This window comes from Myxococcus sp. CA033, assembly GCF_013336625.1.
Lineage (GTDB): Bacteria > Myxococcota > Myxococcia > Myxococcales > Myxococcaceae > Myxococcus > Myxococcus llanfairpwllgwyngyllgogerychwyrndrobwllllantysiliogogogochensis.
In genome coordinates this window covers 976,732-1,002,044 of the sequence record NZ_JABUMU010000001.1, presented here as the reverse complement: position 1 = coordinate 1,002,044, position 25,313 = coordinate 976,732, and the positions used below count along the sequence as shown (strand labels likewise).

The window sequence follows — 25,313 nt, the reverse complement described above, 5'->3', positions numbered from 1 at the left end:
CAGGAAGGAAGGTCCCGATGCCGACCCGTCCCAAGGCGAAGGTACTCACGCATCCGACCGTGGCTCGCAGGGCTCGCGCGAAGGAGCGCGGTGGCCCCGTGCGCGGCGCCGCCGTGCCCCGGGACTCGGGCGGCACCGACACGCTCAAGCGCTGGCTCGACGACAACGGCGTGAAGAAGGTGAAGGTCGGCGCCATCGACATCGACGGTGTCTGGCGCGGCAAGTACATCTCCCTGGAGAAGTTCCTCAGCGCCGCCAAGGGTGGCCTGGGCTTCTGCGACGTCGTCTTCGGATGGGATTTGGGCGACGAGCTGCTGGACAACACCCAGGTGACGGGCTGGCACACCGGCTATCCGGATGCGCACGCGACGGTGGACGTGACGACGGGGCGGGTGATTCCGTGGGAGCCCGACACCGCGGCCTTCCTGCTGGACTTCGTCAACCCGGACGGCACGCCCTTCGAGGCCAGTCCCCGGCAGCTGCTCCAGAAAATCGCCGCGCGCGCACGGGAGCAGGGCTACCTGCCTCGCTTCGGCGCCGAGTACGAGTTCTTCATCTTCAAGGAGCAGCCGGACACGCTGAAGCAAAAGGGCTTCCAGGACCTCACGCCGCTGACGCCCGGCATGTTCGGTTACTCGTGGTTGCGCACGTCGCAGAACGCGCCGCTGGTGCATGCGCTCATCGACGGGTGCAACGGCTTCGGCCTCAACATCGAGGGCTTCCACACCGAGACGGGGCCCGGCGTCTTCGAGGCGGCCATCCGCTATGACGATGTGGAGCGCTCCGCGGACAAGGCGGCCCTCTTCAAGACGGTGGTGAAGGAGCTGTGCGCGCGCCAGGGCCTCACCGCGTGCTTCATGGCGAAGGTGAACGCGAAGCTGCCAGGGTGCTCGGGGCACGTGCACCAGTCGCTCTGGGACCTGAAGGGCGAGCACAACCTCTTCCACGAGGAAGGCTCGCCGCACGGCATGAGCCGCCTCATGCGCCACTACATCGGCGGGCAGATAGCGCTGATGCCGGAGCTGACGGCGCTCTACTGGCCCACCATCAACAGCTACAAGCGCAGCGTGGAGAACACCTGGGCGCCCACCACCGCGGCGTGGGGTCTGGAGAACCGCACCTGCGCCGTGCGCGTCATCGGTGAGAACGCCAAGGCGATGCGCATCGAATACCGCCAGCTCGGCGCGGACATGAACGCGTACATCGGCATGGCGGCGAGCCTGGCCGCGGGCCTGTGGGGCATCGAGAACGAAATCGAGCCGCCCCCCGCGTGCAACTCCAATGCGTACGCGTCCCACGAGGCCGCGCCGCTGCCGCGCAATTTGAGAGATGCCGTGGCCCTGCTCAAGCAGAGCGAACGCGCCCGGGAAATCCTGGGCGAGGGCTTCGTGGACCACTTCGTGCGCACGCGCGAGTGGGAGGTGCGCCAGTACGAGCGCGCCGTCACGAGCTGGGAGTTGGAGCGCTACCTGGAGCTCATCTGATGAGCCCGAGGGAGGAACCCGCGATGAAGCCGTTCGACATTCCCGCTGAGCCCCGTATCACCGAGATGGCGTGGCCCACCCGCATCGTCCTGGGCGCGGGCGCGCTCCAGCGACTGCCCGCCCAGGCGCAACGCTTGAACATGAAGCGCCCGTTGCTGGTGACGGACGCGGGCGTGGTGAAGGCGGGGCTCGCCTCCCGCGTGCTCGAAGTCTTGAAGACGGCGGGCCTGGCGTGCGCCGTCTTCGACGGCGTGGAGTCCAACCCCACCGAGAAGGACGTCTTCGCCGGCCTGGAGGCCTATCGCCACCACAACTGCGACGGGCTCATCGCGCTGGGCGGCGGCAGCGCGCTGGACGCGGGCAAGCTGGTGCAACTGCTCACCACCCACGAGCCTCCGCTCAGTCGCTATGACGACGCGAAGGGCGGGGACCAGTACGTGAAGGACGACCTGCCTCCGCTCATCGCCATTCCGACGACGGCGGGCACGGGCTCGGAGGTGGGCCGCTCGGGCGTGGTGACGCTGGCGGACACGGGGCGCAAGACGGTGATTTTCAGCCCGGCCCTGCTGCCTCGCGCCGCCATCGTCGACCCGGAGCTGACGCTGGGGCTTCCTCCCGGCGTCACCGCGGCCACCGGCATGGATGCCTTCACGCATTGCCTGGAGGCGTACCTGGCCAATGGCTTCCATCCGCTGGCGGACGCGGTGGCCATCGACGGCATCCAACGCGTGAGCCGCTCGCTGGTGACGGCGGTGCGGGAGGGCACGGACCTGGCGGCGCGCACGGACATGATGATCGCCGCGATGCAGGGTGCCATGGCCTTCCAGAAGGGCCTGGGCGCGTGTCACGCGCTGGCGCATGCGCTGACGCCCATCTCCGGCGTGCACCATGGCCTCGCCAACGCCGTCGTGTTGCCCGTGGTGATGGAGTTCAACCGCGCTTCGAGCACGACGCGGCTGGCGCGCGTGGCCGTGGCGATGGGGGATACCTCCAATGCCCGTGAGGACGTGCTCGCGAGCAACGCCATCGACCGGGTGCGCAAGCTCAACGCGGCCATCGGCATTCCCACGCGGCTTCGCGACGTGGGCGTCAAGGAAGAGGACCTGCCGAAGATCGCCGACAAGGCCTTCCAGGACGCCTCGCACCTGAGCAACCCGCGCAAGGTGGTGGAGGCCGACCTGCTGGCCATGGCCCGCGAGGCCTGGTGATTCAGCGTCGTTCCGGGGGAGGCGAGCGCCTCCCTCGGGGTGACGGACCGCTCAGTTGCCCTGGTCCGAGGCCGCCGGCAGGACGCCGGTGGTGCCACCGTCTCCGAGCACCGTGGCGCCCAGGTCCTTCTCGCTCACCGAGCCAGGGCCGGAGTCGGTGACTTCGCCGTGCGAGCCCACCACCGCGCCGGTCATCTCCGCGGTGCCTTCCTCGGGAACGAAGTCCAGCGTCTCCACGTAGACGCGCCCGGGCAGGCGCAGGTCCATCGCGTTGATGCGCTCCTGGCCGCGCAAGTCATAGAGCTGCTGCGCGACGGGGCCCGCGGGGATGCGGTCGTCGGAGAAGAAGATGTAGACCTTCACCTTCCCCTCCTGCGTGGGGACGCGGAAGCTGGTGTTCGCGATGGGCTTGTTCGAGTCGCACCGGATGGAGCGGTTCTCCCGCGTCAGCGTGAGCTGACGGATGACGCCCTTCTGGGACACCGTGTAGAGCATGCAGTAGGGGAGCTGCCCGGCGGAGGGGATGACCTCCATCGTCGCGGGTCCCGTCTTGCGAATCTGCGCGCGCGTGGGCCGGTCGTCCTTGCTGCCGTTCTGACAACCCGCGCTCATCGCGGCCACTGTGAGCCATGTACTCCAGCGCTTCATGTGTCCCTCCCGGGGGCGTGGAAGAACCACCGTTCGCGGCTCCAGCCTACTGCGAGCCTCGTGCTCCAGGGAGGTCCTGGCGTCCGCTCGCGCACTCTCCGGCGGCCCCAACGACCGCCAGTTCACATCCTCGCTCCAAGGACTCTCCGACGAGCGCCCGGCCCTCACGGGCGCGCCGCGTCTCAGGGGCCTTGCAATTTACGCAGTGCGTCGAGTGCTTCCTGGAGACCGACGCCGAGGAAGAGCAGCAGCGTGGCGACGAGCGCGGCGTTGGTGAGCCAGCCATTGCGCAGCGAGCCCACCCAGGCGCGTCGGTTGTTCATCCACAGCAGGGTGGCGGCGAGCAGCGGCATGAACAGCGCGCCGACCACGGCGTAGGCCAGCTGCGCGCGCTGGAGCGGCGCCCAGAGCATGGGCAGCGGGACGATGGCGAGCGCGACCAGGTACAGCCGCCATGCGCGGGTGGTGCGCAGGTCCACGGCGGGCCCCGGCGGGCCTTTGCGGTGGATGCGCAGGAAGTCCGCGAAGAGGTAGGGGATGCCCTCCCAGACGCCCAGCAGGCTGGAGAAGACCGCGCCCCAGAAGCCCGCGAGGAACACCCAGTAGCCGGCGGGACCGATGACCGCCTCCAGCCGCGAGGCGAGCAGCGACGCCACCTTCAGGCCGGTGCCCTCCAGGCGCAGCGTCGAGCCGATGATGACCATGGCCGCGCCGAACATCCCCGTCAGCGCGTAGCCCACGGTGAGGTCCGCCTGACAGGTCTTCAAGCCGAGTGGACCCTCGCGGCCCTTCTCTCGAATCCAGTAGCCATACGACAGCATCGTCACCGTGCCGCCCACGCCGCCGAGCAGACCCAGCACCCACACGGTGCTCTTGTCGGGCAGGGAGGGAATCACGAGCCCACGCGCGGCGGCCGCCCAGTCGGGTTGCGAGGCCACGGCGGTGAAGAGGACCGCGCCGAACATCAGCGCGATGCAGGCCGCCATCAGCTTCTCGAAGAGGCGGAACCCGCCGAGCCCGACGAGCGCGAGGCCGACCAGCGAGTGAATCACGCCCCAGATGCGCCGGGACGTCTCCGGGTCTCCACCCAGTGGCCACAGCGCATCTCCCGCCGCGCCACACGCGGAGATGAGCGCGCCGCCCGTGAAGAAGCTCCAGCCCAGCAGATAGATGAAGAAGACATTGCGCAGGCCCGGGCCCAGCCGCGCCCAGCCCTCCAGCAAGGTGGTGCCGGTGGCGAGCTGCCAGCGCGCGACGCCTTCGTTGAGGAAGCCCTTGAGCACCGAGCCCACGACGGCGGCCCACAAGATGGCCACACCCACGGCCGAGCCTCCCAGGCTCGCGGTGAGCAGGTCTCCCGCGCCCACGCCCGTGGCGGCGACGAGGATGCCGGGCCCGAAGCGAGCCATCAGCCCGGGCCTCGCGGGAGCGGCGGACTGCGCGGAGGAAGGTGCCGGGCTTTCCATGGGGCCCCGAAAGGCTACCACCCCCAGATGAGCGACATCGTCATGGAGCCCGAGCAGTCATGCAGCGGCGGGCGTGGACCGCCTCTCATGCCGAGCTGGGCCTGAATCGTCTTCCACTCGTCGATGAAGGATTGGTGTGCCGCCACCTCCTGACGTGAGGTGACGTGCGTGGCTCCCGGCTCGGCCAGCTTGGTCTGGAGGAACTGGGCCTGCTGGTGGAGCTCGTTCGCCGCGCTCGCGAGCCGCTCGGTGCTCAGGGGGCGAGGATGGGGCAGGTGAGGGTCCTCGGTCGCGTGACACTCCACGGCGCGCGTCAACAGCTCACCCAGGCTCTCGAAGGTGCTCTGGGAGAACGCGACGCGGACGAAGGTGTTGGGGTGGGTGGACAGCTCGGTCATGGAATCGCGCAATCGCGCCAGCGCGGACCAGCCGAGCCAGACGGACGCTTCCGGGTCCTGGGCCTCCAGATTGACGACCCACTTCGAATGGATGTCCCGTGCGTCCATGCCAACGAGTCTGGCACGACTCCTCAGGCCAGGTCTGGAAGGGCCTGCTCGATGAGGTCCGCGGCGCGCCCTGCGCCCCCCGACTTCTTCGCCGGGGAGCGTGGGCTGACGTCCGCTCAGGGCATGTCGGGGCTCATCCCCGGGCACTTGCCGGGCTTCATCTGGTCCGCCGTCTTGTGGACCTCGCTGCTGAGCTGCTTCTGCTTGGACGGGTCCATCGCGGTGTAGACGATGATGACGCCATCCGGCGTGTCCTGGACGCTCGCGCTGGAGGGCATTGTCGGCGCGCCCGCCATGCCGGAGCCACCCATGCCGGTGTCGTCCAGGCCGTCCTGCTCTTCCAATGGGCTGTCACCCAGGTCCTCGCGCTGGGCCTCCTGCATGGGCGTCTCCTGCTGCGCGCGCTGGGTGCTCTCCGCCTGCTCGTGGAGCATGGCCCGGCTGCGCTGCTGGAGCTCCGCCACCTGCGTCGGCTCCGGCGTGCTGATGATGAGCGCCACGCCTTCGGGCACGTCCTGGGCGCGGGCCATGGCGCCCGAGACGGACATGGGACAGTTGGGCTCGGAGACGCCCTTGTGGTGCTTGCCATGGTGCTCGTCACCCGGCGGTGGTGGCTGCGGCCCCATGTCAGGGGGGACTGCCTCCGCGGTGGCCGGTGGAGGCGGCTGGGCGGGCGGAGGCTGGGTGCTGGCCTGCGGCTCGGCGCCCTCGGATTGAGAGCCCCGCTTGGAGCAGCCGACCGAGAAGCAGAGCGCCGCGGACACGGCGAGAATCGACGGAAGCCTGGACAGATGCATGTGGAAGTCCCCCCGGGCGTGAGCCCTTCTCGCGGAAGGTGGGCAGGGGGACCGGGCGTCGGCAATGCGACCGCATCCAGGGCCGCCCGGTGGCCCCGCCCGGCGGACGGTGGTGTCTATCCAGGGGGAGACGCGCCCCCAGGCGACCTTCGCCATCGAACACGTCGCCAGAGAAGGCCAGGTGCGGTGGATGGGCCGCGTGATGACTCGCCAACGCGGGTGCGGCTCCTGTCTGCTCGCCTCGTTCAATGCGCGACACGCTGTCTTTCATGTCGGCATCCAAATCCATGGCCACCTCCGTCACATCTGGGCGCGTGCGCGGGCCTCCGGCCGGGAGGCTCGACCGCGATGAAAGGTTTGGTATGAGAAGGCTCGCGGTGCTCGACCTGGATGGGACGCTGACGCCAGACACCCTCGGCGCGTTGCTGGTGAGGGAATTGCTGGCACGAGGTGCCTGCGAGGCTGAGATGGGGCAGGGCTTCCTGTCGGCCCTGGCGCGTCACCGTGCGGGGTGTCAGGACTTCTACACCACCGTCGCTGAAGTCTACCAAGGGCTGGGGCGCGCCGTGGCGGGCGTGGCTGTCTCCAGCGTCGAGCGCGCGGCGGAGGAGGTCTGGGCTCACGCCCAGGGGCGAATGTTTGGCTTCGTACGCCCGCTCGTGCGGATGCTCGAGGCGGAGGGCTTTCTGGTGGCCATCGTCTCCGGCAGTCCCATCGAGGTCGTCCAGTTGGTGGCCAACGACCTGGGCATCGATGTCTTCCGGGGCGCGGTGATGGGCATCCGGCACAATCGCTACACCGGGCGCGTGCTCCAGGGCCCCGGCCTGATGGGCGGAAAGCCGCGCATCCTCCGGGAGCTGGAGGCGCTTCATGAGGTCTGTCTGGCGGCGTCGCTCGCCATGGGCAACTCACCTTCCGACGGGGAGGTCTTCGGGTTGGTCGGGTTGCCGGTGGCCTTCGAGCCCTCCGATGAATTGGCGGGACTCGCGGCGCGCAATGGGTGGTGCGTCGTGGACCGGCATGACGTGTTGCGAGTCCTTCTCCGGCTCCTGTCGCGCTCCGCGGGTGGGGAGGATTCTCTCGAGCCCGGTTGAAGGTCGTCTGGGCGTGCCCATGGCGCGTGGCGTTGAGTCGCTGGGTGCCTTTGGAGGGAATGGGTTTTCGGGTTGCTATTGCAGTGCGATGGAGTGATTGCGTCTGTGGTGTGGGGGTGGTTGCCTTTCGCGTGTGTGTTTTGTGGGGTGGGTTGCTGTCTGGTTGGTGTCCGGCTCTGAACTTGCGTCCTGGCGGTGGTGCTTTCGGCCTGTGGTGGGATCGAGGACACGAGTCCTCCAGAGGATGCGCTGGGCCAGCAGGAGGCGGGCATCGACAACGGGGCCCGTTGTCTCTACCGTGACTCGGGCCGGACGTAGACGACCACTTGGGGTGTCTCGTCCAGGTACAGGCCCGTCGCCGGCGTGCGTGTGCCGAACGCCTGCCACGTCTGGAACTCGTACTCGCGAAACTCCTGGTGGTACTGGTACGCGACGACGTCCGCGTCGAAGGGACTGCCCACCGCGCGCAAGTCGGGCCGGAGCATGCCGTTGCGCTGGTAGTCGCGGAACGAGCCGCCGTGCACCTCATGCAGGAACAGCCGCGCGCCCGGCTTCGCGTGCTCGTTGATCCACGGCAGCACGCCGGTGACATGGCTGGACCAGAACTGGCGCTGCATCCCCAGCGTCGCCGCGCCCGGCGCGCCTCCCGCGAGTTCCGAGTAGGCCGCCGTCCCGTAGGGGAACACGCGCGCCGAGTACACCAGCGCGGGCGTCAGGAGCAGCGCGAACACGGCCACCGCCACGGAGGCACCCGGCAGCGAGGGCCAGCGGCCCCGGAGTCGCTCCACCAGCGCCGCGCAGCCCCGGGACACGGCCTGCCCTGAGAGCAGGCCCAGGAACACCATGGACGGGAACCAGTGCTTCACCCCGCCGAAGTGCGGCACCTGGGGATGGCTGATGATGAGGATGGACGTCACCGCGTTCACCCCGACGAGCGCCTCGGCCATCGTCAGGGGGCGCACCCAGGCGCGCGTCCGCTCCCACTGCCCCAGCACCACCCGCGCCGCCAGCGCGACGAAGCCCGTCACCATGGGCGCCATGAGGCTGGTGGGCACCGTGAGCGCCGTCTTCACCAGCACGTAGGACAGGGGGAAGGGCGGCTCGCGCAGCAGCGTGCCCAGATAGAACCAGGCATAGTGGTTGTGCTTCGCGTGGAAGGCCAGGTACCACGCGGTGCGGTCCACCGGCTGGTGCCAGAGGTAGGGCCAGTGCAGGTAGAAGATGACGGGGCCGAGCACCGCCATCGCCGCCACCGGCACCAGCGCCCGCGTCACGGGCGCGCTGACCTTCTCCAGGCCCTTGAGCATCCACGCGCCGCCCGCCGCGAGGCCCACGAACAGCAGCGTGTGGGGACTGAGCAGCAGGAACTTCTTCTGGAAGCCCTCGCCGCCGCCCAGCGACAGCACGAGCAGCCCGTAGAACACCGCCACCGCGGTGAACAGGCCCACGAAGCGAAGCAGCCACCCGCGTGCCTGTGGCTCACCCTCGCTCGCGGTCCACGCCCGCCACAGCGCGAAGGGCGTCAGCACGAAGGGCAGGAACAGCGCGTTGTGCTTGGCGGCCAGCGCCAGTCCGAAGGCCACGCCGCAGGCGACTCCCCAGCGCGTGTCTTCCAACGCCCGCCAGAAGCAATACACGACAAGCAGCCACAGCGCGGCGACGGGCAGGTCGAAGCACGCCAGCTCCGCGTTGAAGTACTGACGCGGCACCAGCATGAAGGCGAGCGCGGCGAACAACCCGGCCGTGCGCCCATACAGCGCGCTGCCGAACAGGAAGCTCAGCGCGGGCACCAGCGCGGCGAGGGCGAAGGCCGGCAGCCGGAACGCGGTGGCCGAGCGCATCCACCCCAGCGTGTCGTGGAAGAGCAGGTGGCTCAGTCCGAACAGCGTCTTCATCAGCGCGGGGTGCTCGTGGTTGTAGTCCCACGCGCGGACGATGGCCGCGTCCGTCAGCGCCTTCGCCGGTGAGTGGAAGAGCTGCCGGAACCAGCCCGCGTAGCCCTCCGCCGCGGCGAAGTAGACGCTCTCGTCGCGCGTGAAGCCCACCGCGGACTCCGTCCACCACAGCGCCACGAAGGCCAGCGCCCACAGCGCCCACGCCAGTCGCTTCTCATCCCGGGTGGCGGGCCTGCCCATCATCCCTTCACCCCCACCGCCGGCTCCACCGCCAGCACGTCCAGACACACCGCCCGCCGGTCCGGATTCTCCGAGCGGACCCAGACCTTCACGGTGCGCGCCTCGCCCGAGGGCAGGTGGACCTCCGACTTCTTCACGCCCTCCTGGCCCGGCGGTATCGCCACTTCCAACAGCCGCGCGCCGCTGGCCGCGTCGTCCACGCCCAGCATGGCGGTGGTCAGCCGCGCGTCCTTGGGAAAGGCGTACTCGAAGATGATGCCGCCCTCCAGCCGCAGGCCCACGTCACCGGGCACGCCGTCCAGCTCCGCCACCAGTCGCTTCGCTCCACCCGGAGCGGGCATCCACAGGCAGCGGCGCGGCTCGTAGAGGATTTCGTGCCACTCCCGCGCGACATACACGTTGCCGGGGCCCGGGCAGCGGTGCGCCGTTCCATCGAAGGGACACTTCTCGCGCGAGCCGTCGTCGGACTCCAGATACACCCGGGCGCGAGCGACGGCGTCCGCGGCATCGAAGCGGCGCGGCCGGTGACGGCCATTCTCGTAGAGCGTCAGCGACAGCGGCCCCTCGCGGGTGGCGGTGCCCACGGCGCGGCGCTCCGGGAGGAAGCCCGCGAGAAAGGCGGCTTCATCCGAGCGAGGCAGCTCCGGCTGGCCCAGCACCCAGATGCGCGGATGCGCGGAGAGGTCATCCCGGTCCGAGCCCAGGTAGCCGTAGACGGGCAGGGACGGAGGCAGGAAGAGGCGGGCGCGCTCCGCCCACCAGGGGAAGAGGAGGACGGCGTCACCGGGCCGGGCCTCCGTCTTCAGACGCTCCGCCACCGCGCGGTAGCTCTCCTCGGAGGGGAGCTTGCCCGGCAGCCGCAGGTGGAAGAGCAGACTCAGGAGCGCGACCAGCAAGAGGCCCCCCAGCTCCACGAGGGGCAGCGCGCGTGTGACGCTAGGACTTCGCAAGGCGAATCTTCTGCTCGCTCTTTTCCCGGCAGAAGGTGCAGAAGATGGGCTCGCCCGAGGAGAACGACGGCGTCCAGGGCGGGTACATCGAGCACCGCGGGTCCAGGCAGTGGTGCAGCTCCCAGAGGTGGCCGAGCTGGTGGAGCGCGTGGCGGGCCACGGGCTTGAAGCCGACCTCCAAATCCTTGTGGGGCAGCAGGGTGATGACGGCGCGGTCCTTGCCCTGGCGCGCGAAGCCCGGGGTGGGCGCCACGCCGCTGGGCAGCTCACGCTCCTTCAGCTTGCGCGAGGTGAGCAGCAGCACCTTGTCATCCTGGTAGGCGCGAATGCCCTTCACCTGGTCCAGCAGCTTCTCGGCGTCGAGCGGCTCGCCGAGCCCGGGAGGAATCTCCGCGGTGCCGGAGTGCTCGCTGCCCACGCCGAACGCCGTGTAGAGCGTGCGGTTGAGCTTGGCGAGCTGCTTGTCGTCGAAGGGGTCCAGCGTCACGACGCGAATCACGGGGCGTCACCTCGGCGCAAAGGGCCCTCGGGAGGGGGCCATGAGCACCGCCCCCGGGACTCGGGTGTCGACTGTCAGTCCTCGCCGCCCTCGGCGGGCTTCGCCTTGGGCGGACGGCCACGCTTCTTGGGAGCGGCGGGTTCGGCGCCCTCCGCCTCGGGCGGCTTGGCCTTGGGCGGACGGCCGCGCTTCTTGGGCGCGGGGGCTTCGGCGCCGGGCGGAGGAGCCTCCGGCTTCGGCTTCGGCGGACGGCCGCGCTTCTTCGGGGCGGCGGGCTCGGCGCCCTCGGCTTCCGCGGGCTTGGCCTTGGGCGGACGGCCGCGCTTCTTGGGCGCGTCTTCGTCGGAGGACTTCTCCTCGGACTCCTCGCCCTCTTCCTCGGAGGAGGTCTCTTCCTCGGACTCGGAGGCCTCGGCCTGCGGCTCCTCGTCGGAGGGCAGGTCCAGGTCTCCGTCGAGCCCCAGCAGGTCGCCATCCAGACCCAGGTCGTCTTCTTCTCCGCGCGCGAACTCGGCGGCGGTGCGCTTGGGGCGCTCACGGCCGGGCGGGAAGAGGACGATGTCGATGGCGTCCTCGGCGTTGACCTCGGCGGTCCCGAGCGCGGCGGCAACCTCCGACACCAGCAGGTGCCGGGCGTTGTCGTACAGCTCGCGCTCCTTGGTGGGCAGGGGCCGCAGCTCGCTGAGGATCTGGAGATCCTTCACGACCTCGGCCAGTCCCAGGATGCCGCCCTGGGTCATCCGGTCCAGGTTGGTGCGAGCGCGCTGCTTCCAGTCCAGGTCGGCCTTGTCACCGTCCGAGCGCAGGAAGGCGAAGACGCTCTTCACGTCCTCGGCATTGGCGACCTTGCGCACGCCGATGGCGACGATCTTGGCCTGGGGCACCATGACGACGGCGCCGTCTTCCTCGCGGCGCATCGTGACGAAGACGAGGCTCTGACCGGCCACGACCTTCGTATCGATGGCGGTGACGCGGCAGACACCCTGATTCGGATAGACGACCCGGTCGCCGACCGCGAGCTGGTTGAGTGACGCGGACCCTTCAGGCATGTCCCCCTCACGGGCAGATGGACGTCAAAGGAGGCCCGGGCTTAACACCGAGTCGCGCTCGACGCCACGAGATTACCGGTGAACCGACGCCGTGCGTTCGCCCGTTCGCTGTGCCTCCAAAAGGATGCCCAGAAGCTCCTTCTGCCGCGCGTCCAGCGCCGCCTCCACCTGCGCCTGCGTCGGCTCCGCTTCCGTGCTCCCTGGCCGCGCATCCACGCGACCGGACAGCCCCACCGTCCCCAGCACCACCGCCCCGACCACGGCCACTGCCACCAGTTTCAACATGTTGAGCCCTCCTTGTCGCTCAGGGTAGGGGGCGGGCCCGGAGGATCAACTTTTCGGCGACAGGCCGCTGCACGGCTGTAGCAACCTGCTAGCGGGTGGGGCGCTCGTTGCGCCGCTCTGGAGGGGCGGTGGGGATGACCTCCAGGAGGAGGGTGCCGGTGTTGTCGGCCAGGTTGTCGTCCGGGAAGGCGAGCTGGAGCCAGGATGCTCCCCTGAGCCGCGAGGGCTGACCCACTTCCAGGAGCGCCAGGCCACTGGGCGAGCCGTCGGGGCCCTGGTCCGTGCCCACCAGGCCGAGCACCCGTCCCACCGGACCGCCACTCAAGCCCCGCGTCCGGGCGGGCTCGGCCGTGTAGCGCAGCACCACCTCGTAGGTGGTGCCAGGGTCCAACGCGTGGAGGGTGAAGCGGTCCGCGCGCGAGAGCTTCACGGCGTGTTGGCGCGCATCCAGTCGGAACGGCGGATGGGTGGGGCCGCCCAATTCCCGCACCCGTACCTGGAGCCCGCCACGGTTGTCGTCGCGACGTGCGTCCAGCGCGAAGACATAGAGGACGGAGGCGTGGCGGATGAGCTGCTCCTCGGGGCCGAGCAGTCCGAAGGACTCGTGCGAGGACAGCTCTCCGTCGCCTTCCAGGAAGTAGCCGGCGTGCTCCACGGCCATCGGTCCACCCAGGGACATCCGTCCTTCGGTGTGCACCAGGTAGGTGCGGGCCGGGTCCAACGGCACGCGCGCGGCGGACGTCACCGGGACGCGGAAGGCGTGGCTCACGGCGGACAGACGCAGGGCTCCGGGGGCCCAGTCCGCGTCCTGGAGCGGAGGGGCATGGGGGGCCCTGGCCGCGGCGAGTGCGGCGGCGCCTGAGGCGGGAGTGTTCAGCCGTGGACGGAGGTGCGCGTGGACGGCGAGGGTGTTTCCCCGCTCGGCGCGCACCACCTGACTCCACGGCACCATGCCGGGGATGTGGACCTCCAGCAGGTGCTCGCCGTCCGCGGGCAGGTGCGTGAGGAGGGCGGGGGTGACGGAGCCCAGCGTCCTGCCATCCACGCGAATGGTGGCGCCGGGAGGCGAGGAGCTGAGCTCCACGGAGAAGGTGCCGTTGCGCCCCATGGCCATCACCACGAGCGCCACGCCCACGGCGGCCAGCACGGGCGCGCCCAGTGCCACGGCGCGGGGCAGCCGGAAGCCAGGACGGGGCGGGGCGGGATGAGGCGGCTCGGTGGGGGCCTCGCTCTCCGGGGTGGGACCGGGCACCGCGGGGATGGGCTGGGTGGTGCGCTCGCGTCGGCCCTCGCCGGGCGTCGGGGGACGCGGCGGGGGGATGGACTCGGGCGGCGGCGGGAGTTCGAGCGGGGACGGTTCGTGGACCGTGTGTCGCTCGGAGGGGGCCTTTGCCCAGCGGGCCATCTGCGCGAGGAACTCTCGCGGCAGCAGCACGGGCCGTCCATCCGCCACCAGCTCCGTCTCGAACAGGTAGCCCATGAAGTGGGCCAGCGCGCTGGAGGAGACGTCGGGCGTGGCGGTGTGCAGGTAGCGGGTGAGGGCCTCGGCGAAGGCCTCGGCGGTGGGGTAGCGCTGCTCGCGCTCCACGGCGAGGGCGGTGAGGAGGATGCGCTCCAGGGCTGGAGGGATGTCCGGGGCCAGTTCGCGCGGACGCGGAAAGTCGCCCAGGGCGATTTTGCGCATCACGTCCGGGACGGAGCCCTCGAAGGGCAGTCGCCCGCACAGCGTCTCGTACAGCAGAGTGCCCGCGGCGAAGATGTCCGCGCGGGCGTCCAGCTCCCGGCCCCGGGCCTGCTCCGGGGCGAAGTACGCGTACTTGCCCTTGGCCTCCGCCTCGTCGGGCTCGTCGCTGACGCCATGGCTGGCGAGCCGGGCCCGGGCGATGCCGAAGTCCACCAGCTTCACCTGGCCCTCGAAGCTCAGGAGCACGTTCTGCGGGCTGACGTCGCGGTGGATGATGTGCAGCGGACGGCCCCGGTCATCCAGCCGGGTGTGGGCGTAGGCCAGCCCCTTGAGCACCTCCACCGTCACCAGCAGGGCCAGCGGTTGGGGTAGGGTGTAGAGCCCCTTCTCCCGGGCGCGTCGCAGCACGCGTGACAGCGGATGCCCGTCCACCCACTCCATGGCGATGAAGTACTGGCCGCCCACTTCGCCAAAGTCGAAGACCTGGGCGATGTTGCCGTGGCTCAGCCCCGCGGCGATGCGCGCCTCGTTGACGAACATGGAGACGAAGGCGCTCTTGTCCGCGTAGCCCGGCAGGATTTTCTTGATGACGACGGGCTTGGTGACCCCCGCCACCGCCGTCATCCGGGCGCGGTAGATCTCCGCCATGCCGCCCGTCGCGATGCGCTCGAGCAACGTGTACTTGCCGAAATCGAGCCCTTCGGACGGGTGCTCCACGTGTCTTCCGGCTCCTCTGGGCGCACCGGGCCGCTGTGCTGCCCCTCCACGACTCCACGACGCCTCTTGAGGCCCGCGCGAAGCTATCATCAGGGCTCCAGGAACGTTAACACGGGAAAATTCCGTTGAACATGCTCACTCGTCTCTTTGTCCTGGGTGTCTTACTCGGGGGCTCCCACGCGGTGGCGGCGCCCGCGGTGCTGTTGGCGCCGGTGTTGGGGTTGCCCGAGCGCGTCATGCTTCAGGGGCGCGTGCTGAAGGAGGCGCCCTCGGACGGCAGCTCGGCGCTGTCTCGGAACCTGCGACGGCTGGCGGCGCCCAACTGGGAGGGCGCGAAGGTGTCGGTGCGCTTCCAGGGCGTCACCGCCATCGTGACGAGCGGGCACGACGGTGGCTTCGAGGTCACCTTGATGCCGCCCGAGGGAGGCCGCTTCAAGGAGGGCGCTTCCGAGGCGGAGGCGTGGGTGGAGGGCGCCATCACCAGCGCGCGCGTGGAGGTGCTGCCGGCGTCGACGTCGCTGCTGGTGGTCTCCGACTTCGACGACACGCTGGCGGTGACGCAGGTGACGAAGCCGGCGAAGCTGGTGCAGACGGCGCTGCTGAAGGACTCGGACACGCAGGAGGTGGTGCCGGGCATGGCGGCGCTCTACGGATGCCTGCGGGGGAGCGCGACGTCCTCGGCGTTCGCGCTGGTGAGCGGCTCGCCCGTCCAGTACCTGCCGCGCGTGCGCGGGTTCCTGGAGCGGCACCAGTTCCCGGCGGGCTTTGGCGTGTACCTGCGGGACCTGGGCCCGTCGTCGCTGTCCAACTACAAGCAGCCCATCATCCGCCGCCTGCTCACGCAGTTCCCGCTGCCCGTCGTGCTGGTGGGGGACTCAGGGGAGAAGGACCCGGAGGTCTACGCGCAGATTCGCGAGGAGTTCCCGGGACGGGTGAAGGCCGTCTACATCCGCGACGCGGGGCGCACGAAGGACGTGAAGCGCTTCCAGGACATGGTGCTGTTCAAGGACGCGCGTGAAGCGGCGGAGCACGCCGTCGGCCTGGGGCTGGCGGACGCGGCCTGTGTGGCGAGCGTGCTGCCGAAGCCCTCCGTGTCGCTGCCGGCCACCGCGGGCCCGACGCCTCCATGACGTTCGTGCAGTGTGTCGCGGAGGTTCGAGGCAGCGAGGGGCGGCGGCGACTCGACTGGCTTCGCCTCGCGACCCGGCGGTGCCTCGAAGCGCGGACGCGAATCGCCTCTCTCGGTGTTCGACGCCTCGTGGTGCTGCTGTGTCCGCTGCTCGCGGTGGTGGGCTGTCGAGAGGAGAAGGCCGCCGAGCCGCTCCAGTCGCTGAAGCCCGCGCCATTGCCTTCGCTCGCCACGGGAGGGAGTCGAGCGTCCGAGGATGGAGGGCCTGTCGCTCGAGGCGACGTGCCCGAGTCCGTGCCCGTGTATGGCGAGGCGCTGCCGTCCAACGCGTTGCGACTGTCGCTGGCGGGTGAGCACGCGCGGCTCGGGGACGAGACGTTCGAGCCCTCGCGTCCGGCATCCCTCGCGCGTCTCGCGGAGCGGGTGAAGGGGCGCGAAGTCGTGCTGGTGCCCGACGCGGACACGTTCCTGGCGCAGGTCTCCGAACTGCTCGCGATGCTGCGGGACTCCGCCGAGACGGTGTGGCTGGCGCATCCGGATGCACCGGTGGCGTATCCGCTGGTGCTTCGCGATGAGGAGGGCTTTCGCGAGTGGCTGGCGGAGGTGGCGCCGGGAAAGCTGCGCATCATCCAGCGCGCGGACGGCTTCGAGCTGAGCACCAGCGTGGGCAAGCTCCCCGGTCCCGATGCGAATGGTCCCTCGGTGCCGGTGCGCGAGGGGCGCCAGGACCTGGCGACGTTGCGGCACGGGTTGGGGTTGCTCAAGGGCCGCTTCAAGCAGTCCGAGGACATCTGCCTGGTCCCCTCGTTTGGCACCGAGGTCTCCCAGGCCGCGCGTGCGCTCGGAGCCGTATACACGGCCCCGGGCGAGCCCTTGTTCGACACCCTGTGCCTCGTGTTCCCGACGCCTCCTCGTGTCAGGGATGGGGGCTGACGCTCAGGGCTGGAAGCCGAACAGGAAGAGGTCCGACACGCCGCTCGCCGTCCATGTCCGCGAGCCCACCTGGAGCGTGTCGTGGAAGAGGCCGAGGACCGCGGCGCGGCCGTCCTTGGAGACGGCGACGGTGCCCTCGTCGAGACCGGGAGAGCTGCGGTCCAGGCCGCTGGGGAAGCTTTGTACCCAGCGGCGCTGGCCCTGGATGCGGTCGAACTTCGCGACGTAGACGTTGGCGGCGCTCGACGGGTTGCCGGGCAGCGGGCCCAGGATGCCCAGGTCCGAGCTGCCCGCCTGATAGCCCCCGACGACGGTGACGCCGTCGCGCTCGTCCATGGCGACGCTCTCGATGTCGAAGCCGAAGTTGTACGCCCAGCGCTCCTCGCCATCGCGCGTCCAGGCGACGACGAACGCGTCCTGGTTGATGCCGAGGTTGCCAGTGGAGGTGTGGGTCTGCCCGGCGAAGGTGAAGGTGAACGCGTACGTGCCGACCATCACCACGCGGTTGCCATGGGTGGCCAGGCCGAAGGCGAAGCCCAGCGCGCCAAGCAATCGCCGACGCCAGCGCGGCTGTCCTTCGGGCGAGAGCATGACGAGGTAGGGCTCCGAGGAGCTCGTGGCTCCCAGGGCATCGCCACCCACGAAGAAGTTGCCCTCGCTGTCGGCGGTGGCGGTCCGGCCCAGGCTCTGGGTGGTGTCCGTGTCGACGAAGCGCCACAGCCGGGTGCCCTCGGAGTTGTGCTTGAGGAAGGTGAGCCGGGGGCTGCCTTGTGACGTCACGCTGTAGCCACCGATGCCGATGTTGCCGTCGCGGTCGGTCACGAGCGTCTGGACGAAAATGTCGGTGGAGAGGATGGGACGCAGCCAGAGCAGGCGACCGGTGGCACTGAGCTTCACCAGTTGGAGGCCGTCGCTGAACAGGCTGCTGCCGGGGCTGACGCCGATGGCCTCGACGATGATGATGATGTTGCCCTGTCCGTCCACCGCGTGACGAAGCGCGTAGAGCCCGCTGATGACTCGGATGACACTCGGCTGGCCCTGGGCGTCATGACGAACGAGCGCCAGGGCCCGGTCCGTCGGCCCACCCGGTGCCTGGATGGGGCCCGCCCCCACGTCGATGCTGCCTGTGAAGTTGATGAAGGAGATGAAGCTTCCGTCCTTGCCGGAGGCAATCCGTCCGGTCTCGTCGTCCCCAGGACCGCTGAGCTGATGGGCCCATGACAGGCCTCCCGCGAGCGGCTCGGCGGCGGTCGACCTCGCGCTGCCCGCGATGACGCCCACGACGCACAACCACGACAACACCCGTGTCCTCATCCCCATGACAACCCCCATTCACAGGAGCGGAAGAGGGCCCCTGATTGAAGTGAGGTCGCATGGGTGAGCACTGTGAATGGCGGGGGCTCGCCCCGACGGACGTGATTGTCGCTCACGGCACAATCCGCTGCGGCCTTGTGACCCATGGAGACGGCGTGGCCGTTCCGCTCAGCGGAACGGTCGTGTGCCACCTCGGTACTGCCTGGCGAAACCGCCGGGCTGAACCCGAGAGAAAAGGGCTGGCCTGCTCGCCACTCCTCCTATGATGCGGCGCTTCATAGCTTGCCAAGGATGGGCCGACTCTCCGCTCGACGGACGTGAGGCCCTTCGCGCATCTGGGAGGTCATCGATGGCCGCAGTGAACGAGCCCGCCGCGTCGAAGGAAATTCCCACCGGAGGGGCCTTCCTCTTCCAGGAGGTCGGTACCTCCCGCTTCGTCACGCCGGAGACCTTCACCGAGGAGCAACGCCTCTTCTTCCGCACGGCGCTCCAGTTCAGCCGCGAGCAGGTGCTGCCCCAGGCGGTGCGAATCGAGCACAAGGACAACGTGCTCTTGCGCGAGCTGCTGCGCCACGCGGGCGAGCTGGGTCTGCTCAGCGTGGACATCCCGGAGGCCTACGGCGGCACGGGCCTGGACAAGACCACGTCGCTCCTGCTCGCCGAGGCGATGAGCCTCAACGGCTCCTGGTCCGTGACGTTCGGCGCGCACACGGGCATCGGCTCGCTGCCCATCGTCTGGTTCGGCAACGCCGCGCAGAAGGCGAAGTACCTGCCCAAGCTGGGCACCGGCGAATGGGTGGCGGCGTACGCACTCACGGAGCAGGGCAGCGGAAGTGACGCGCTGGGCGCGAAGACGAAGGCGGTGCGCTCGCCGGACGGCAAGCACTGGATTCTCAACGGCTCCAAGCTCTACATCACCAACGCGGCGTTCGCGGACGTGTTCATCGTCTTCGCCAAGGTGGACGGCGACAAGTTCACCGGCTTCATCGTGGAGAAGGACACCCCGGGCCTCACGGTGGGGCCGGAGGAGCACAAGATGGGCATCCGTGGCTCGTCCACGTGCCCGCTCTATTTCGAGGACGCACGCGTCCCGGCGGAGAACCTGCTGGGCGAGGTGGGCAAGGGCCACAAGATTGCCTTCAACATCCTCAACTACGGTCGGTTGAAGCTGGGCGCGGGCGTGCTCGGGGGCATGAAGCTCCAGCTCGGCAACGCGCTGCGCTTCGTGCAGGAGCGCAAGCAGTTCGGCACGCCCATCGTCCGCTTCCCGCTGTCGCGCGAGAAGCTGGCGCGCATGGCCGCGCTCATCTACGCGTTGGAGAGCATGACCTACCGCACCACGGGCCTCGTCGACGCGCGCCTCGCCGCTCGCGACAAGTCCGCCCCCGGGTACGAGGGGCATCTCCTGGCCGCCGTGGAGGAGTACGCCATCGAGTCCTCCATCATGAAGGTCTACGGCTCGGAGGCCCTGGGGCAGGTGGTGGACGACGCGGTGCAGTTGCACGGCGGCGCGGGCTACATCGAGGAGTACCCCGTCGAGCGCGCCTACCGCGACGCGCGCATCAACCGCATCTTCGAGGGCACCAACGAAATCAACCGCATGCTCATCACCGGCATGCTCATCAAGCGCGCGGTGAAGGGTGACCTGCCGCTGTTCGCCATGGCGGGCAACGTGGCGGAGGAGCTGTCGCGAGGCGAGAAGCCCCGGGCCCGGACCGACGACGCGCTGGCCCCGCAGGAAGTGGCCGCCGAGGTCGCCAAGCGCCTGGCCCTCCACGGCCTGCGCGTGGCGGCGGAGACGTTCGGTCCGGAGCTGGAGCAGCACCAGGAGGTGCTCGCCTCGCTCTCCGACGTGGTGATGGACGCCTTCGCCCTGGACTCGCTGGTGACGCGCACCCGACAGGCGGCGTCCGGCGGAACGTTGGATCCGGTGCGGCTGGCGCTGGTGCGCCTGTTCGCGCTCGACAGCATCCCCCGCGCCTACGACAGGACGCGCCGCGCGCTGTGCGCGACGCTCCAGGGTGACGCGCTGGACAAGGAGCTGAAGCGGCTGGCCACGCAGGACATCTTCACGCCCTACAACCCCGCGGAGCTGCGCGAGACGGTGATGGCCGCCATCGAGTCCGCCGGCGGCTACCCCTTCACGGAGTAGCCAGGCGCCGTCACGGCATCCGCGTCACGGCGTCCATGCCAAAGCTCACCCGCGCCTTCCAGGGCGCGGGGGGCAGCGACTCCAGCGCGAGCAGCGCGTCCAGCCGCTGCTGCATGGGCGCCCGCAGCCGGCCGAACGTGGCGCCGAAGCCGGGCGTCGCCTCGGTGGCGTTCTTCCGGGGCACCGACGACGTCCACACCACCTCGCCGTGCAGGAGCAGCGAGCCGCCCGTCAAATCCATCTCCAGCAGGAAGGGCGTGCCCACGCGCACGTGGCGGGGCAGGGTGGGCGCCATCACCTCCAGCCCCACGCCGCCTCGGGAGATGTCCCGGACCAGGAACGTCGGCGACAGGGGCGTGGCCTCCACCGCGCGCAGGTGCAGCGGGAGCCGGGGAAAGCGCCGCAGCCCCTCCTGCTCCTGGGCGGCGAAGATCCGCTTGAGCACGGCGTCCAGCGCGGTGCGGTCCTCGCTGGCGCCATAACGCACGGTGACCAGGTAGTTGCGCTCCTCGCGGGGCTCCACCTGCACGACTTCGCCCAAGACCTCCACGGGCCGGGGTACCCCTCCGGCATGCAGCTCGAAAGTGAAGCGAGTCCCCAGCGGGAGGCTGCGCCGCGTCTGGAGCGTGGCGCCACCTTGACCCACGCTGCGCGTGTACTCCCCCACCAGGGACTGCGGGCTCTTGTAGGCCACCTTCAGTCGCACGTTCGTGTTCACGGAGCCGTCACTCTGCGCTCTTCCCGGAGGGAGCTCAAGTTTGCCCCCTCCCCACGGGTAGGGCGCCGCGGCGCGCCAAACACCTGACCTTCCAGGTGTGACGGGTTGTCTGGATGTCGGGAACCCACTGGCGGCGTGTTCCAACCTGTTGCGCTTTCTTGACCCCCCCTGGGGGGCCGCGTATGAATGCCGCCCGGTAGTGGCAAGAAGTGGGAAGGAGTGGAGCTTCATCCCCTGAAGGGCTGAAAAGGTGGATCGTCCCCCGTGTTCCGAGGCGTCTATGAGCACCAGATCGACGCGAAGGGGCGGACCAGCCTCCCGGCGAAGCTCCGGGAGACCTTGGTGGGGGCCTATGACGAGCGGCTCATCATCACCACGGCCCTGGACCGGTGCCTCCACGCGTACCCGGTGCGGGAGTGGGAGGCGCTCGAGGCGTCCCTCGCGCGGCGCAATCCGATGGAGCCCGGGGTGAAGACGCTGATGCGCCTGTACGTGGCGAGCGCTCAGGAGTGCCCGTTGGACCGGCTGGGGCGGCTGCTGATTCCGCCGTCGCTGCGGACGTACGCGGGGCTGGAGAAGGACGTGGTGTGGGCGGGGATGGTGAAGGTGATCGAGCTTTGGAGCCGCGAGGGTTGGGCGAAGGCCCAGGAAGAGGCCCGCCAGGAAGCGGCCTCCGCGGACGTGATGAAGGTGCTTTCCGAGCTGCGGCACCAATAGCCGGAAAGTCGACAAAAGGTCGGAGTCCCGAGAGGGTGGCACGCGTATGAATCAGGTTCTGGAGGTCCGGCGGAGGGCGACGAGCGCACTGGCGGGTGCCGAGCGCGTGGAGACGCTCATGCTGGAGGGCGAGCTGAGCGAGCAGGACCTGCTGAAGCTGTGCGACGAGCTCACCCAGCGCATGCACCGGGGCCTGCGTCAGGTGGTGCTGGACCTGTCCGAGGTAGGGCACCTCAACTACCGGGGCGTCAAGCCGCTGATGGCCCGCGCCGAGGCGTTCCGCCGCACGGGTGGAGACCTGAAGCTGTCTGGACTGTCGCCGTACCTGGCCGCCATCTTCCGCGCGGCCGGCGCGCACGACACGTTTGAAATCTACCCGCACATGAACGACGCCCGCGCCGCGTTTTCACTCGCGCGGGCTCCCTTCGTCTGACCGCGTGGGGGACTTGGACTTCCAGCATCAGACCGTCCTTCTGCGTGAAGCCGTGGAGCTGCTGCGAGCCGGAGCGGGCAAGGTGATCATCGACGGCACACTCGGGGGTGGTGGCCACACGGAGGCGCTCCTTGCTCAGGGCGCGTCCGTGGTGGGCGTGGACCGCGACCCGGTGGCGCTCGCCGCCGCCGCCGCCCGCCTGGGGCCCAATCCCCGCTTCCAGGGCCGCGCTGGAAACTTCGCGGACCTGCCCCGCGTGGCCGCGGAGCTGCTGCCGGTGGATGGCGTGCTGGTGGACCTGGGGGTCTCCTCCCCGCAGCTGGATGTGGCCGAGCGCGGCTTCTCCTTCATGAAGGACGGCCCGCTGGACATGCGCATGGGCCCGGACGGCCCCACCGCCGCGGAGCTCATCGCGTCCACGGACGAGTCGGAGCTGGCGCTCATCCTGAAAGAGTACGGCGAGGAGCCCTTTGCCCGGCCCATCGCCCGCGAGCTCAAGCGCGCGCTTCCCACGCGCACGCTGGAGGCCGCCGAGGTGGTGAAGCGCGCGGTGCCCCGCAAGGCGTGGCCCACGCGGATCCACGTCGCCACCCGGACCTTCCAGGCGCTGCGCATGGCGGTGAACCAGGAGCTGGAGGCGCTGGACTCGCTCCTGGCCGCGCTGCCGTCGCTCCTCAAGGTCGGTGGCCGCGCCGCGGTCATCTCCTTCCACTCGCTGGAGGACCGCAAGGTGAAGGAGGGCTTCCGCACGCTGGAGGGCCGCTGCACCTGTCCTCCGGGCCTTCCCATCTGCGTCTGCTCCAGCGTGGGCAACTTCAGCGTGGTGACGAAGAAGGCCGTGGCCGCCTCGGACGAAGAGATTTCGGCCAACCCCCGCTCTCGAAGCGCGCACCTGCGCGTGGTGGAGAAAGTGCGATGAGCAAGGCGTCGTCCTCCCAGCGTGGCTCCGTGTCGTTGACGGGGGTGCTGTTGCACCTGTTGCCCGCCGTCCTCCTGTTCTCCCTCTTCGCCGCGGTGGGCATGCTCCATGTCACCAGCCGGGTGATGGTGGTGGACATGGGCTACCGGCTGTCCCGCGCGGAGGCGGAGAGCCGCTCGCTGACGCGGGACAATGACCGACTCAAGCTGGAGCTGGCCACGCTCAAGGCGCCGGGCCGGCTGGAGCGCGTGGCGCGCGAGCAGCTCGGCATGACGATGCCCGCTGGCAGCGCGGTGGTGTCGCTGTCCTCGGAGAAGCCGGCTCGAGGCAGCGCTTCCGCGTCCGCTCCGTCCCCGTCTCAAGACAAGCCCGGCGTACGCGTGGCGGGCCGTGGAGGTTCGGGCCGGTGAGGGATTTCAAGGCGACACGGGCCCCGGAGTCCAACGCGAAGGGACTGAAGCTGCGTGTGCAGCTTTTGTTCAGTCTCTTCCTGTTGCTCCTGGGTGTCGCCTTCGGTCGGGCCGTGCAGTTGCAGGTCTTCGAGCAGGAGAAGCTGCGCGGAATGGCGCAGGACCAGTACGTCCGCCAGATTGAGATTCCCGCCCGTCGCGGCGACATCTTCGACCGTCGCGGCACGCCCCTGGCCCAGAGCGTGGAGGTGGACTCCATCTGGGTGGATCCATCGATGCTGCCCGACGTGCGTCAGGCCTCGCGCTCGCTGGCCAAGGCGCTGAAGGTGGACGCGGACGAACTGGGCGCCAGGCTTGCGCGCTCCAAGCGCTTCGCCTGGGTGAAGCGTCAGGCCAAGCCCCAGGAAGTCGCCGCGGTGAAGGCGCTGGGCCTGCCCGGCATGGGCTTCACCAAGGAGCCCAAGCGCTTCTATCCGCAGCGTGAGCTGGGCGCCCACGTGGTGGGCATGGTGGGCATGGACGGCAAGGGCCTGGAGGGCCTGGAGCTGGCCTTCGAGGACGAGCTGTCCGGGCAGAACTCCCGCATGTCGGGCTTCCGCGACGCCAAGGGCCGCAAGCTGTTGGTCCAGGGCGCGTTGGATCCGCTGGAGCGGCAGGGCGCCGCCGTCACGCTGACCCTGGACCGGCATCTGCAGTACGTGGCCGAGAAGTCGTTGGCCAAGGCCGTGGAGGAGGCCAAGGGCATCGCCGGCATGGTGGTGGCGTTGGATCCGAAGACGGGGGAGCTGCTGGCGCTGGCCAACCACCCCCGCTTCAACCCGAACACTCCGGAGAGCATCGCTCGCGGAACGGTGCGCAACCGAGGCGCGTTGGACACCTTCGAGCCCGGCTCCACCACCAAGCCCTTCGTGGTGGCCACGGCGCTGGAGGAGAAGTCCGTCACCGAGGAGAGCGTCTTCTTCTGCGAGAACGGCGCCTGGCGCGTGGGCCGCCACACCATCAACGACACGCACTCCTACGGGTGGCTGGCGCCCAGGGGCATCCTCCAGGTCTCCTCCAACATCTGCATGGCGAAGATGGCCCAGGTGCTGGGCCGCGAGATGATGGTGGCCGGCTACCATGCCTTCGGCTTCGCCGAGCGCACGGGCCTGGCCCTGCCGGGCGAGGGCCGGGGTGTCATCCCGTTCCCCAAGGCGGAGGTCTCCCTGGCCACCCAGTCGTTCGGACAGGGCATGACGGCCACCGCCGTGCAGATTGCGGCGGCCTATGGTGCGCTGGCCAACGATGGCGTGCTGATGCGTCCCTACCTCGTGTCGAAGGTGGTGGACCCCGACGGGGTGGTGCTGCTTGAAAACCGTCCCACCGAGGTCCGCCGGGCGGTTTCCGCGAAGGTGGCCCGGCAGGTGGTGGGCATGCTCGAAAGCGTGGTGGTCAAGGGAGGTACCGCGCCCAAGGCCGCCATGGAGGAGTACCGGGTCGCCGGCAAGACGGGAACCGCCCAGAAGGCGGATCCAGTGGCCCGGGGCTACTCGGACAAGCGGATTGCCTCCTTTGTCGGCATGGTGCCGGCCGAGGATCCGCGCATTGTCATCCTCGTGGTGGTGGACGAACCCAAGACAGACGTGTACGGGGGGCTCGTGGCTGCCCCTGCTTTCAAGGAAATTGCGACCGCTGCCATGGCCCACCTGGCCGTGCCCCCGTCTCGGACGGTGGCACCCGGGGTGGCCATGGCCGCCGCAACCCCCGTGCCTGTCGCGGCGAAGCCGGTGGCGAAGGCCACCGAGCCCGCTCGGCCGGTGTTGGAGGAGGCGGTTTCGGAGAGCCCTGAGGCCGGCACGGTGCGTGTGCCGGACGTCCAGGGCGCCGGAGGTCGTGAGGCCGTGGTGAAGCTGCTCGCCGCGGCACTCGAGCCACAGGTGATGGGCAGTGGACGTGTGGTGTCTCAAACCCCCGCCGCCGGCTCACTGGTGGAGAAGGGGGCCCGGGTGACGCTGGAGCTCGCGACGCGGCAATGAGGCCGCGCTCGTTCCAGGCCCCGCGCTTGCAATTCGTGTGAAGGGGAAGAG

23 protein-coding genes are annotated in these 25,313 nt (G+C 69.7%); 11 read left to right on the top strand and 12 right to left on the bottom strand.

Annotated elements, in window-relative coordinates; all coding sequences use genetic code 11:
• Window positions 1-17 precede the first annotated feature (17 nt).
• Complete coding sequence (locus HUA78_RS03875; protein WP_174453125.1) at window positions 18-1,484, top strand: glutamine synthetase family protein; 1,467 nt, start codon at window positions 18-20, stop codon at window positions 1,482-1,484.
• 23 nt (window positions 1,485-1,507) lie between these two features.
• Window positions 1,508-2,692 (top strand): iron-containing alcohol dehydrogenase, encoded by a 1,185-nt coding sequence (locus HUA78_RS03870; protein ID WP_174475687.1) that lies wholly within the window; start codon window positions 1,508-1,510, stop codon window positions 2,690-2,692.
• Window positions 2,693-2,743: 51 nt separating this feature from the next.
• On the opposite strand, the gene HUA78_RS03865 is transcribed toward HUA78_RS03870, so the two are convergent.
• The 4 genes from HUA78_RS03865 to HUA78_RS03850 form a co-directional block, all read right to left on the bottom strand.
• Entirely contained in the window at window positions 2,744-3,340 is a 597-nt protein-coding gene (locus HUA78_RS03865; protein WP_246137497.1) for a hypothetical protein, read from the bottom strand.
• A 182-nt stretch (window positions 3,341-3,522) separates the two neighbouring features.
• Window positions 3,523-4,806 (bottom strand): Nramp family divalent metal transporter, encoded by a 1,284-nt coding sequence (locus HUA78_RS03860; RefSeq protein WP_174453126.1) that lies wholly within the window; start codon window positions 4,804-4,806, stop codon window positions 3,523-3,525.
• A gap of 14 nt (window positions 4,807-4,820) precedes the next feature.
• Complete coding sequence (locus HUA78_RS03855; RefSeq protein ID WP_174453127.1) at window positions 4,821-5,312, bottom strand: hypothetical protein; 492 nt, start codon at window positions 5,310-5,312, stop codon at window positions 4,821-4,823.
• Between the two features lie 116 nt (window positions 5,313-5,428).
• Window positions 5,429-6,109 (bottom strand): hypothetical protein, encoded by a 681-nt coding sequence (locus HUA78_RS03850; RefSeq protein ID WP_174453128.1) that lies wholly within the window; start codon window positions 6,107-6,109, stop codon window positions 5,429-5,431.
• 362 nt (window positions 6,110-6,471) lie between these two features.
• Here HUA78_RS03850 and HUA78_RS03845 point away from each other — a divergent pair, with 362 nt between their 5' ends.
• Window positions 6,472-7,203 carry an HAD family phosphatase gene (locus tag HUA78_RS03845; protein ID WP_174475686.1) on the top strand — a complete coding sequence of 244 codons (732 nt, stop codon included), beginning with the start codon at window positions 6,472-6,474 and terminating at the stop codon, window positions 7,201-7,203.
• A gap of 293 nt (window positions 7,204-7,496) precedes the next feature.
• Here HUA78_RS03845 and HUA78_RS03840 read toward each other — a convergent pair whose 3' ends face one another.
• From HUA78_RS03840 to HUA78_RS03815, 6 genes are all read right to left on the bottom strand, one after another.
• Window positions 7,497-9,341: a glycosyltransferase family 39 protein gene (locus tag HUA78_RS03840; RefSeq protein WP_174475685.1), complete on the bottom strand. Its 1,845-nt coding sequence runs from the start codon at window positions 9,339-9,341 to the stop codon at window positions 7,497-7,499.
• Window positions 9,338-10,288 carry a hypothetical protein gene (locus HUA78_RS03835; protein ID WP_174467062.1) on the bottom strand — a complete coding sequence of 317 codons (951 nt, stop codon included), beginning with the start codon at window positions 10,286-10,288 and terminating at the stop codon, window positions 9,338-9,340. The genes HUA78_RS03840 and HUA78_RS03835 overlap by 4 nt, the downstream gene beginning before the upstream one ends.
• Complete coding sequence (locus HUA78_RS03830) at window positions 10,275-10,787, bottom strand: hypothetical protein (RefSeq protein ID WP_141645914.1); 513 nt, start codon at window positions 10,785-10,787, stop codon at window positions 10,275-10,277. The genes HUA78_RS03835 and HUA78_RS03830 overlap by 14 nt, the downstream gene beginning before the upstream one ends.
• Window positions 10,788-10,861: 74 nt before the next feature.
• Window positions 10,862-11,836, bottom strand: coding sequence for a CarD family transcriptional regulator (locus tag HUA78_RS03825; RefSeq protein ID WP_141645913.1), 975 nt, complete (start codon window positions 11,834-11,836; stop codon window positions 10,862-10,864).
• A 72-nt stretch (window positions 11,837-11,908) separates the two neighbouring features.
• A complete protein-coding gene (locus HUA78_RS03820; protein WP_141645912.1) occupies window positions 11,909-12,121 on the bottom strand; it encodes a hypothetical protein in 213 nt (70 codons plus the stop codon).
• Window positions 12,122-12,209: 88 nt separating this feature from the next.
• A complete protein-coding gene (locus tag HUA78_RS03815; RefSeq protein ID WP_174475684.1) occupies window positions 12,210-14,522 on the bottom strand; it encodes a serine/threonine-protein kinase in 2,313 nt (770 codons plus the stop codon).
• A 131-nt stretch (window positions 14,523-14,653) separates the two neighbouring features.
• On the opposite strand from HUA78_RS03815, the gene HUA78_RS03810 reads away from it, so the two are divergent.
• Complete coding sequence (locus HUA78_RS03810) at window positions 14,654-15,652, top strand: App1 family protein (protein ID WP_174461490.1); 999 nt, start codon at window positions 14,654-14,656, stop codon at window positions 15,650-15,652.
• Window positions 15,649-16,584 carry a hypothetical protein gene (locus HUA78_RS03805; RefSeq protein WP_371745487.1) on the top strand — a complete coding sequence of 312 codons (936 nt, stop codon included), beginning with the start codon at window positions 15,649-15,651 and terminating at the stop codon, window positions 16,582-16,584. The genes HUA78_RS03810 and HUA78_RS03805 overlap by 4 nt, the downstream gene beginning before the upstream one ends.
• A 3-nt stretch (window positions 16,585-16,587) precedes the next feature.
• Here HUA78_RS03805 and HUA78_RS03800 read toward each other — a convergent pair whose 3' ends face one another.
• A complete protein-coding gene (locus HUA78_RS03800) occupies window positions 16,588-17,904 on the bottom strand; it encodes a hypothetical protein (RefSeq protein ID WP_174468003.1) in 1,317 nt (438 codons plus the stop codon).
• Window positions 17,905-18,247: 343 nt separating this feature from the next.
• Here HUA78_RS03800 and HUA78_RS03795 point away from each other — a divergent pair, with 343 nt between their 5' ends.
• Window positions 18,248-20,050, top strand: a complete 1,803-nt coding sequence (locus HUA78_RS03795; RefSeq protein WP_141648207.1) for an acyl-CoA dehydrogenase family protein — start codon at window positions 18,248-18,250, stop codon at window positions 20,048-20,050.
• Between the two features lie 10 nt (window positions 20,051-20,060).
• Here the strand turns inward: HUA78_RS03795 and HUA78_RS03790 are convergent, their stop codons facing one another.
• Window positions 20,061-20,768: a PilZ domain-containing protein gene (locus HUA78_RS03790; RefSeq protein ID WP_141648206.1), complete on the bottom strand. Its 708-nt coding sequence runs from the start codon at window positions 20,766-20,768 to the stop codon at window positions 20,061-20,063.
• Window positions 20,769-21,032: 264 nt separating this feature from the next.
• Here HUA78_RS03790 and mraZ point away from each other — a divergent pair, with 264 nt between their 5' ends.
• The 5 genes from mraZ to HUA78_RS03765 are packed head-to-tail and all read left to right on the top strand — an operon-like array spanning window position 21,033 to window position 25,262.
• Window positions 21,033-21,485, top strand: a complete 453-nt coding sequence (mraZ, locus tag HUA78_RS03785; protein ID WP_141648205.1) for a division/cell wall cluster transcriptional repressor MraZ — start codon at window positions 21,033-21,035, stop codon at window positions 21,483-21,485.
• Between the two features lie 46 nt (window positions 21,486-21,531).
• Window positions 21,532-21,918 (top strand): STAS domain-containing protein, encoded by a 387-nt coding sequence (locus HUA78_RS03780; RefSeq protein WP_141648204.1) that lies wholly within the window; start codon window positions 21,532-21,534, stop codon window positions 21,916-21,918.
• A 4-nt stretch (window positions 21,919-21,922) separates the two neighbouring features.
• Entirely contained in the window at window positions 21,923-22,837 is a 915-nt protein-coding gene (gene rsmH / locus HUA78_RS03775) for a 16S rRNA (cytosine(1402)-N(4))-methyltransferase RsmH (RefSeq protein WP_174475683.1), read from the top strand.
• Entirely contained in the window at window positions 22,834-23,247 is a 414-nt protein-coding gene (locus HUA78_RS03770; protein ID WP_141648202.1) for a cell division protein FtsL, read from the top strand. Before rsmH ends, HUA78_RS03770 begins: the two co-directional genes overlap by 4 nt.
• Window positions 23,244-25,262, top strand: coding sequence for a penicillin-binding protein (locus HUA78_RS03765; RefSeq protein WP_174475682.1), 2,019 nt, complete (start codon window positions 23,244-23,246; stop codon window positions 25,260-25,262). Before HUA78_RS03770 ends, HUA78_RS03765 begins: the two co-directional genes overlap by 4 nt.
• Window positions 25,263-25,313: the final 51 nt, after the last annotated feature.